This is a genomic window from Pradoshia sp. Z4_20 (genome assembly GCF_058216035.1).
In genome coordinates this window covers 190,912-197,525 of record NZ_JBZAJD010000006.1, presented here as the reverse complement: position 1 = coordinate 197,525, position 6,614 = coordinate 190,912, and the positions used below count along the sequence as shown (strand labels likewise).

Here is a 6,614-nt window from a genome sequence, read left to right as displayed (position 1 = left end):
TTAGGCACGCCGCCAGCGTTCGTCCTGAGCCAGGATCAAACTCTCCGAAAGATGTTTGATCTAGCTAAATTTTAAAGCAAATTGACGAGATTTTAAAAATCTCTTGTTTTTAGACTTGCTTGGCGTTTCGTTTTGTTTAGTTTTCAAAGAACAATCTGTTTTGTTGTCGTTTTGGCGACTTAACTATCATATCAAGTTAGCAACCTTTTGTCAACAACTTTTTTTATTTAATGTTTGTGCATCCCGGTGTTTCCCGGTCAGCTAAATCAGTATATCAATTCCCAGGCAGGAATGCAACACTTTTTTATAAAAAACTATAAAACAAATATAATCAACTAATCGTATTAGCTTAAAGGTTTTAACTCTGCCTCTCTTATCATCTCCAATCTACAGATGAATGCTGTTATTAGCATGTATCAACTCCATATAAACAGCATAATATGATACGACCTCAAACCAATTTCTTTAAACAATCATTTATAAAAACAACACCTCTTTTAAAAAGAGGTGTTGTTAGTAAAAGCTATTTTGTATATACCAAATGTATTATCTCCTATTATTCTTCTTCAGGTGAATCCAGTGGTTCAACATCCGTGCCTTGTTCTGTTTGTTCTTCTGATTGTATTTCTGTTTGTTCTACTGTTTCTTCCTGCTCGTCATCCTCAGGAGAGTCTTCTTCTTTTTGTACCTTAGCTACTGTAGACACATATTGATCATCACCTGATTCAAGTCTGATCAATTTAACACCCATTGTATTTCTTCCTAAACGGGAGATCTGTCCAACATCCATACGAATAATAACACCCGCAGCAGTAATAACCATTAAATCTTCTTCACCTGTAACAGTTTTTACAGATACTAATGAACCAGTTTTATCGGTTATATTGCAGGTTTTAATTCCTTTACCGCCACGACTTTGAATTCTATATTCTTCTTCTCCGGTACGTTTTCCATACCCATTGCGAGTAACGATTAATATATCATCATTTTCTTCGAGTATATCCATACCTACTACTTCATCATTCTCGCTTAAAGTGATTCCTTTCACACCCGTTGCTGTACGTCCCATTGAACGCACATCAGTTTCTGGGAATCGGATCAATTGACCATCTTTTGTTCCAATGATGATGTTCCGGGTGCCATCTGTTAGTTTAACGGAAATCAATTCATCGTTATCACGCAAACCAACTGCAATCAATCCGTTATTTCTAATATTGGCAAAAGAAGATAATGGGGAACGTTTAGAAATCCCTTGTTTAGTAGTAAAGAATAAGAACCAATCGTCCACAAATTCTTCAACTGGGATAATTGCATTAATCCACTCATCTTTTTCAATTTCAAGTAAGTTTATAATTGGCAGACCTTTAGCTGTCCGTCCATATTCAGGTATTTCATACCCCTTCGAACGATATACTTTCCCTTTATTAGTAAAGAAGAGAATTGTATCATGCGTTGAAGTTGTTAGCAGATGCTCAACAAAGTCATCTTCATTGGTACCCATTCCCTGAATACCTCGTCCTCCACGACGCTGACTTCTGTATGTGGATGCTGGCAGTCGCTTGATATACCCTTTATTCGTTAAAGAGATAACGATATTCTCTTGAGGGATTAAGTCTTCATCCTCAATATGTTCCAGACCGGCCAAGACAATTTCTGTTCTTCTTTCGTCATTAAACCGTTCTTTAATTTCAGTTAACTCTTCACGAATTAAGTCAAGCAACTTTTCTTCATCAGCAAGAATGGCTCTTAACTCGCCAATCAATGTCATAAGCTCTTTATATTCGTTTTCGATTTTATCTCGTTCTAAGCCTGTTAACCTTTGCAGACGCATATCCAAGATCGCCTGAGCTTGCTTTTCAGTCAATTCGAATTTAGTCATTAATCCTTCTCTGGCAATATCAGTAGTTTGAGAGCCACGGATTAAGGCTATAATTTCATCAATATGATCAAGTGCAATTCGTAGTCCTTCTAAAATATGCGCTCTTGCTTCTGCTTTACGAAGTTCAAATTGCGTTCTTCTGCGAATAATTACCTTCTGATGTTCCAAATAGTAATAAAGCATTTGTTTCAGATTCAGAACCTTCGGCTGGTCATCAACAAGAGAGAGCATGTTGATGCCAAAGGTTGTTTGCATTGCTGTATGCTTATATAAATTATTTAAAAGTACGTTTGCATTCGTGTCTCTTCTTAATTCAATTACGATACGCATACCATTACGGTCTGACTCATCCCGTAAATCTGTAATACCTTCAATTTTCTTGTCACGTACCAAGTCTGCAATACGTTCAACCAGTTTGGCTTTGTTCACTTGGTATGGAAGTTCCGTTACAATAATGACCTGTTTACCGTTTTGTTTCTCTTCAATAAACGATCTTGCCCTTAACGTGATGGAACCACGGCCAGTTTCATAAGCTTTACGAATACCGCTTCTTCCTAAAATTTGACCTGCAGTTGGAAAGTCCGGACCCGGAATAATTTCCATCAATTCCTGTATGGAGATCTCAGGGTCTTTACTTAAAGCAAGCACACCATCAATGACCTCTCCTAACTGATGTGGAGGAATATTCGTAGCCATACCAACCGCAATTCCAGAAGAGCCATTTACAAGCAGGTTAGGAAAACGTGATGGAAGTACCACTGGTTCCTTTTCTGAACCATCGTAGTTGTCTCGGTAATCGATTGTATCCTTGTTTAAGTCTCTAACTAACTCCATTGATATTTTTGACATACGGGCTTCTGTATAACGCATTGCCGCAGCTGAATCACCATCAACAGATCCAAAGTTACCATGCCCCTCAACCAGCATATATCTAAGGTTGAAATCCTGAGCCATACGGACCATCGTGTCGTAGACTGCCGTATCACCATGAGGATGGTATTTACCGATAACTTCACCAACGATACGTGCCGATTTCTTAAATGCTTTATCCGACGTCATACCTAAATCATTCATAGCGTACAATACACGCCTATGCACAGGCTTCAACCCATCACGAACATCCGGAAGTGCTCTGGCTACGATAACACTCATAGCATAATCCAAGAATGATGTTCGCATTTCCTGACTTATATTTATTTCTTTAACCCTCGAGTTTTCCATTTCCGCCATGGAATTACCTCCTCTTATCCGCAAAATCCAGTTATACATGTAAAAAGACAGGATAGATGTTGTCTATCCTGCAGAAAAGATGTATGGATCGCTATTCCCCAATTCAATAACAATCCCATTGAAGTCATACTTAAAAATCAATCGAATTTATATATCTAGATTCTTAACTTGTAACGCATTTTCTTCAATGAAATTCCGACGCGGTTCGACTTTGTCGCCCATAAGCATTTCAAAGGTTTCATCTGCATCGATTGCATCTTCTAGACTAACCTGCAACAATGTTCTGTGCTCCGGATCCATCGTTGTATCCCATAACTGTGTTGCATTCATTTCACCCAAACCTTTATAACGCTGTAGACCAGGTTTTGGCTGGCTAGGGAGCTCACTCATAATACTTTCCAGCTCTCGATCATTATAAGCATACATTATACGCTTGCCTTGCTGTATTTTGTATAACGGTGGCTGAGCAATATAGATATAACCATTTTCAATAATCGGTCGCATATAACGATAGAAGAACGTCAACAATAAGGTTCTGATATGGGCACCGTCGACATCGGCATCAGTCATGATGACAACTTTATGATATCGTGCCTTCGTAATATCAAAATCCTCACCAATACCAGTTCCCAGAGCTGTTACAATCATTCTGATCTCTTGATTGCCAAGAATTCTATCCAGACGCGCTTTTTCCACGTTTAGTATTTTACCGCGTAAAGGCAAAATGGCCTGGAAGTGTCGATCACGGCCAGATTTTGCCGATCCGCCAGCAGAATCACCCTCAACGATGTAAATTTCGCTAATGGATGGATCTTTTGAAGAACAGTCAGCCAATTTCCCTGGTAAGTTGGAAATCTCCAATGCACTCTTTCTTCTTGTTAGCTCTCTAGCCTTTTTGGCTGCTGCTCTCGCTCTGGCAGCCATTAATCCTTTATCGATAATTTTTCTTGCGACACTAGGATTTTCAAGCATGAATTTCTCCATTTTTTCAGAGAAAATGGAGTCAGTAATCGTTCTTGCCTCAGAGTTACCAAGTTTAGTTTTCGTTTGTCCTTCGAACTGCGGATCAGGGTGTTTGATCGATACAATCGCAGTTAGGCCTTCGCGAACATCTTCACCGGTTAAATTTTGGTCATTTTCCTTGAAAATGCCGTATTTCCTTGCATAATCATTTATTACACGAGTTAAGGCTGTTTTAAATCCAGATTCGTGTGCTCCACCTTCATAGGTGTGGATATTATTGGCAAATGAATAAATATTACTTGTAAAACTATCATTGTATTGCAAAGCAACCTCAACAGAAATCCCATCTTTAGCACCCTCGACATAGATTGGTTCTTCGTGAAGTACCTCTCTCGTACGATTTAGATGTTCTACATAGGATTTAATGCCGCCTTCATAGTAATATTCATTTTCTTTACCATCTTCACGTTCATCCTTAATCGTGATTTTAATACCACGGTTTAAGAAGGCTAATTCCCTTAACCTTACCGCCAAAATCTCATATTCATATATAAGAGTTTCCGTAAAAATTTCACCATCAGGTTTAAATGTAATAGTTGTACCAGTACGATCGGATTCGCCTAAAATCTCAAGCTCGCCTTTTGGTGTACCTCTTTCAAAACGTTGAAGATGAATTTTCCCTTCACGTTCTACTTGGACAGACAATTCAGTAGACAGGGCATTAACAACTGAAGCACCCACACCATGAAGACCGCCGGAGACTTTGTAGCCTCCACCGCCAAATTTACCACCGGCATGTAAAGTTGTCATAATGACTTCTACTGCAGGACGGCCTACTTTTTCGTGTATACCAACAGGAATACCACGACCATTATCCTTAACCGTAATACTATTGTCTTTATTGATGAATACATTGATTTCATCACAATATCCTGCCAGTGCTTCATCAATACTGTTATCAACAATTTCCCAGACTAAATGGTGAAGCCCTCTGGAACTTGTGGAACCAATATACATACCAGGCCTTTTACGTACTGCCTCTAGCCCTTCAAGTATTTGTATCTGGTTTTCATCATAGGATTCTTTTTGTATTTCTTTTTGCTCCATTGTCAAACCATTTCACCTACACTTTTCATGCATTTATTTCGTATCTTATCGATTGTGTTACAACGTAGACATCTTTGCTGATTTTCTTTTCAAAGCAGTTAGTCCAATTGGTGAGAGATAGATGTGATGAACTGTAACCACAATTGATTTTGTATTACCTTCAGCCAGATCAATAACTTTATTTTCATCTAAAAATCTCTGTAATACAGGTGAATCTGTTAGCATTTTGGCATCAAGTGCCGTAACTAGTTCACTAGTCTTAATTACAGTATCATTTCCGACATGAAGATACATCTTAACCACCTCATTTCAATCTGGACATTGTTCCGCTTTTCACTTGAAAGGTTGCAGCTTCTCTCAATGTTTGATGATCGATTCCGTCTACACTTGTAGTCGTTACAAAGGTTTGTACCTTACCTTGAATGGTATTCAACAAATGCGATTGTCTGTAATCATCCAATTCAGATAGAACGTCATCAAGCAAAAGAATTGGATATTCATTGATTTCTGAATGAATCAGCTCAATTTCAGCTAATTTTAAAGATAAGGCTGTTGTTCTTTGCTGGCCTTGCGACCCAAACGTTTGCACATCATGACCATTGACGAAGAATTGCAGGTCATCTCTATGTGGACCAATTAATGTTGTGCCTCGTTCTTTTTCTCTAGTACTTATTTTATCAAATTTTTCCTGAAATCTTTCTACTATTTTCGACAAGTCCATAGATTCTGATACCTCTATGGATGGTTTATATTGAATATCCAGCGTTTCTAGACTTCTAGAAATGCCTTTATGGATAGGTTTTGCCCAATTCTTAAGCAATTCAAGGAACTCAAACCTCTTTAAAAGAATTCTTGCAGCATAATGAATGAATTGGTCATTTAGAACCGCAAGCATAGCATCGTCAGCTCTTTTGCTCAGCTGTGCTTGCCTCAAAAACGCATTACGTTGATTGAGAATCTTTTGGTATTGGTTTATATCATGTAAATAAACAGGCGATACTTGTCCTATTTCCATATCTATAAAGCGTCTTCTGATTAAAGGGCTGCCCTTCACCAGGTTTAAGTCCTCCGGAGCAAACATAATCACATTCATATTGCCGATATACTGGCTCAAACGCTTTTGCTCCAAATGATTACTTTTAGCTTTTTTGCCTTTTTTGGAAATAATCAATTCCATAGGAAGAGGTCCTCTGTTTTTCAGTACTCTTCCCTCTATTTTAGCATATTCCTGGTCCCATCGAATAAGATCTTTATCATTGGAGGTGCGGTGAGATTTAGCCATGGCCAGTACATACATAGCTTCCATCACATTTGTTTTTCCTTGAGCATTTTCGCCCAGTATAACATTCACCTTATTTTCAAATTCGGCGGTCAGACTTTCATAGTTTCTATAATGTTGAAGACTAATCTTTTCAAGATACATATCTTTAGATCC

General features: G+C 38.3%; 4 protein-coding genes. All 4 read right to left on the bottom strand.

Translation table 11 applies throughout. From position 1 onward, the window contains the following. Nucleotides 1-556 precede the first annotated feature (556 nt). On the bottom strand, nucleotides 557-3,109 hold the full coding sequence (gene gyrA / locus AC4BHP_RS14495; RefSeq protein WP_066109750.1) for a DNA gyrase subunit A: 2,553 nt from the start codon (nucleotides 3,107-3,109) through the stop codon (nucleotides 557-559). 147 nt (nucleotides 3,110-3,256) lie between these two features. After that, nucleotides 3,257-5,179: a DNA topoisomerase (ATP-hydrolyzing) subunit B gene (gene gyrB / locus AC4BHP_RS14490; protein WP_066109747.1), complete on the bottom strand. Its 1,923-nt coding sequence runs from the start codon at nucleotides 5,177-5,179 to the stop codon at nucleotides 3,257-3,259. A gap of 57 nt (nucleotides 5,180-5,236) precedes the next feature. Continuing rightward, nucleotides 5,237-5,473: an extracellular matrix regulator RemB gene (remB, locus tag AC4BHP_RS14485; protein ID WP_066109744.1), complete on the bottom strand. Its 237-nt coding sequence runs from the start codon at nucleotides 5,471-5,473 to the stop codon at nucleotides 5,237-5,239. A 10-nt stretch (nucleotides 5,474-5,483) separates the two neighbouring features. Further along, complete coding sequence (gene recF, locus AC4BHP_RS14480) at nucleotides 5,484-6,602, bottom strand: DNA replication/repair protein RecF (RefSeq protein ID WP_490553011.1); 1,119 nt, start codon at nucleotides 6,600-6,602, stop codon at nucleotides 5,484-5,486. Between the last annotated feature and the right edge of the window lie 12 nt (nucleotides 6,603-6,614).

Excerpts from the sequence above, each read along its gene's own strand:
- gyrB (WP_066109747.1), bottom strand. The coding sequence starts at position 5,179 with ATGGAGCAAAAAGAAATACAAAAAGAATCCTATGATGAAAACCAGATA.
- remB (WP_066109744.1), bottom strand. The coding sequence starts at position 5,473 with ATGTATCTTCATGTCGGAAATGATACTGTAATTAAGACTAGTGAACTA.
- gyrA (WP_066109750.1), bottom strand. The coding sequence starts at position 3,109 with ATGGCGGAAATGGAAAACTCGAGGGTTAAAGAAATAAATATAAGTCAG.
- recF (WP_490553011.1), bottom strand. The coding sequence starts at position 6,602 with ATGTATCTTGAAAAGATTAGTCTTCAACATTATAGAAACTATGAAAGT.